The organism is Allobosea sp. CER48 (assembly GCF_044752385.1).
Lineage (GTDB): Bacteria > Pseudomonadota > Alphaproteobacteria > Rhizobiales > Beijerinckiaceae > Allobosea.
Map to the genome: position 1 here is coordinate 1 of NZ_JBIWYK010000318.1, position 3,764 is coordinate 3,764.

General features: G+C 67.8%; 2 protein-coding genes. Both read right to left on the reverse strand.

All coding sequences use genetic code 11. The features are described 5' to 3' along the window. Positions 1-56: 56 nt before the first annotated feature. Complete coding sequence (locus tag ACIPIA_RS11990; RefSeq protein ID WP_400509766.1) at positions 57-2,342, reverse strand: NADP-dependent malic enzyme; 2,286 nt, start codon at positions 2,340-2,342, stop codon at positions 57-59. A gap of 117 nt (positions 2,343-2,459) precedes the next feature. Then, positions 2,460-3,764: methyl-accepting chemotaxis protein (locus tag ACIPIA_RS11995; protein WP_400509768.1), on the reverse strand; the 1,305-nt coding region annotated here is incomplete at its 5' end.

A 3,764-nucleotide genomic window follows, 5' to 3' on the forward strand; every position in this document is an offset into this window, starting at 1 on the left:
GCGGAAGAAGGCGCCCTGAGCCGGGCGGTCGGCACGGCTCAGGGAATGGCGAGCGATCAGCCGCCGATGTTGAACGCAGCGAGCGCCGCCATGTTGACGATGTCGGTGTCCTTGGCGCCGAGCGGCACGATCTGCACGGGCTTGTCGAGGCCGACGATCAGCGGGCCGATCACGGTCGCGCCGCCGAGTTCCTGCAGAAGCTTGGTCGAGATCGAGGCCGAGTGGAACGCGGGCATCACCAGCACGTTCGCCGGTCCGGACAGGCGGCAGAACGGGTACTGGCTCATGACCTCGCGGTTGAGCGCGACGTCCGCAGCCATTTCGCCGTCATACTCGAAATCGACGCGCTGGCTGTCGAGGATCGCGACCGCCTCCCGCACCTTCTCGGAGCGCTCCCCGGCCGGATGGCCGAAGCTCGAGAAGGCGAGCATGGCGACCTTGGGCTCGTAGCCGAGCCTGCGGCCGACTCCGGCCGCCTCGATGGCGATCTCCGACAGCGCCTGCGCGGTGGGCATCTCGGTGATGGCCGTGTCGGCGACAAGGACGGTGCGGTCACGCGAGATCACGATCGAGACGCCGATCACGCGGTGTCCCGGCTTCTCGTCGATGACGCGGCGGACCTCTTCCAGCGCGATCGAATAGTTGCGGGTCACGCCCGTCACCATCGCATCGGCGTCGCCGAGCGCGACCATCGCGGCCGCGAAGTGGTTGCGGTCCTGGTTGATCAGGCGCTGGCAATCGCGGAAGAGGTAGCCCTGCCGCTGCAGCCGCTCGTAGAGATATTGAGCATAGGCGCTGTTGCGGTGGGAGAGCCGGGCGTTCTGGATCGAGATGCCCTTGGCCTCGAGATCGACGCCGAGGAAGGTCGCGGTCTCGTAGATGCGGTCCTCGCGGCCGACGAGGATGGCCTGGCCCAGCTCCTGGTTGACGAAGGACGCTGCGGCGCGGATCACCTGCTCCTCCTCGCCCTCGGCGAAGACGACGCGCTTCGGATAGCGCTTCACCCGCTCGAAGATGCGGTTGAGCGTGCCGGCGATCGGGTCGCGCCGCGCCGAAAGCTGTGCCTTGTAGGCCGTCATGTCGACGATCGGCTTGCCGGCGACGCCGGATTCCATCGCCGCCCTGGCCACGGCCGCAGGAACGACCTGAATCAGCCGCGGATCGAACGGGACGGGGATGATGTATTCCTTGCCATAGCGCGGGCGCGCGCCCTGATAGGCTGCGGCGACCTCGTCCGGCACGTCCTCGCGGGCGAGCATCGCCAGCGATTCCGCCGCCGCGATCTTCATCTCCATGTTGATCGTGGTCGCGCGCACGTCGAGCGCCCCACGGAAGATGAACGGGAACCCGAGGACGTTGTTGACCTGGTTGGGATAGTCGGACCTGCCGGTCGCCATGATCGCGTCGTCGCGCACCGCGGCAACCTCTTCCGGCGTGATCTCCGGATCGGGATTGGCCATGGCGAAGATGATCGGGTTCGGCGCCATCGAGGCGACCATCTCCTTGGTCACCGCGCCCTTCTGCGACAGCCCGAAGAAGGCGTCGGCCCCTTCCAGCGCCTGCGCCAGCGTGCGCCGGTCGGTGACGGCGGCATGGGCCGACTTCCACTGGTTCATGCCCTCGGTGCGGCCCTGGTAGATCACGCCCTTGGTGTCGCAGAGGATGACGTTGTCGGGCTTGAAGCCCATCGCCTTGAGCAGCTCGATGCAGGCGATGGCCGCCGCGCCGGCGCCGTTGATGACGAGCTTGGTCGACTTGATGTCGCGCTCGGTCAGGTCGAGCGCGTTGACCAGGCCGGCGGCGGCGATGATCGCGGTGCCGTGCTGGTCGTCATGGAAGACCGGGATGTCCATCAGCTCGCGCAGGCGTTGCTCGATGATGAAGCACTCGGGAGCCTTGATGTCCTCGAGATTGATGCCGCCGAAGGACGGGCCGAGATAGCGCACCGCCTCGATGAACTTCTCCGGGTCCTCGGTGTCGACCTCGAGGTCGATCGAATCGACGTCTGCGAAGCGCTTGAACAGGACGGACTTGCCTTCCATCACCGGCTTCGAGGCGAGGGCGCCGAGATTGCCGAGCCCGAGGATGGCGGTGCCGTTCGAGATCACCGCGACGAGGTTGGAGCGCGTCGTGTAGTCGTAGGCGCGCGAGGGATCCTCGGCGATGGCCAGCACCGGCACGGCGACGCCCGGCGAATAGGCCAGCGACAGGTCGCGCTGCGTCGCCATCGGCTTGGTCGGCACCACCTCGAGCTTGCCCGGCCGCCCCTGCGAGTGGAACAGCAGGGCTTCCTGGTCCGTGAAGGTCGGGCGCGTTCTCTTGTTCGTCGGGCGGTCGTTCATCGATGCGTCTTTTCTTGTGCGTTTCCTCGGGGGGATCTGACCATACGGCGCGGCGCCCGCAGATCACAAGCGGCGACTGCGTCACAGAACTCTTGCCGAGGGCGCCGGCGGGGAAGGCTAGAAGCGGTTGCGCACGCTGCGGGCGAATTCGCCGACATAGCGATCGAGAGCCTCGGTCTGCTCGTCGACCTTGCGGGCGGCGTCCGCCACGCCCACGGCGGCGTCTCCGGTGTCGCGCGCCTCGGCGCCGACCGTGCCGACATTGGCGGTGACGGCACCCGCGCTGAGCGCGACGGCCTGCGCGTCGGCCGCGATGGTCGATGCGATGTCGGCTTGGCGGCTGACGACGGAGGCGATCGCGCCGGATGTCTGTTCGATCGCCGTCATCGTGCCCTCGATATGGGCCACCGCGTCGAAGGCCGTCGAAGCGGCGCCGCGAATGTCGGCCAGCGTTTCCGCGATGTCACGGGTCGCCTTCTGGGTCTGCTCGGCGAGCGTCTTGACCTCTCCGGCGACGACCGCGAAACCCCGCCCTGCCGCGCCGGCGCGTGCGGCTTCGATCGTGGCGTTGAGCGCGAGCAGGTTGGTGCGGGCAGCGATCTCCTCGATGAAGTCGAGGACGGCACGAACCTTGTCAGCCGCTTCCGTCAGCCCTGCGACGTCGCTGCGCGTGCTGCGGACATAGCTGGCCGCGGCGCGGGCCGTCTCGTCGGCGTGGCGCGTCTGGCGGGTCAGTTCCCGGATCGAGGCCTCGATCTCCTCCGCCGCGACTGCGAGATTGCCGACGCGTCGGGAGGCGCTTTCGGCCTCGCGCGTCACGCTCTCGGCGCTCAGCGTCGTCCTGGTGGCGTTCTCGACCATCTGGCTTGCGGCATCGTGCATGCCGCGCATCGAGGAGCTGACGTCGGAGAGGGCCCTCCCGACGGTGCGTTCGAGATCGCCGGCAAGCTCGTCGAGCGCGCTCTTGCGCAGCGTTTCGATTTCGGCACGCCGCGCTTCCAGGGTCTTCTCCGCGGTGATGTCGAGCAGGATGCCGTCCCAGATCAGAGTCCCGTCGGCAAGCCGCCGCTTGGTCGACTCGCTGCGCAGCCAGACGAGGCCGCCGTCGGGCGCGTGGTAGCGGCCCTCGAAGCGCCAGAACGTCTCGGTATCGTACTGCTCCCGCCGCAACTGCTCGAACCGGGCTCGGTCCTCGGGGATGAGCTTCCCGAGCCAGATCTCGGGGTCGCGCTCCACCTGCTCCTTGGTGATGCCGAGCAGCTTGTCGATGGCGAAGGAGGCGAAGCGATAGAAAATGGTCCCGTCCGGCCGCATGATCCGCTGGTAGAGGGTGCCGGGCGCGCGGTCGATCAACGTGCGCAGCCGATAGGCCGTCTCGCGTTTCTCCCGGTCGTTGATGATGATCATGCCGGTCAGGACGAT

Bases quoted from the DNA above. Each gene is read 5' to 3' on its own strand.
- ACIPIA_RS11990 (WP_400509766.1), bottom strand. From the start codon at position 2,342: ATGAACGACCGCCCGACGAACAAGAGAACGCGCCCGACCTTCACGGAC.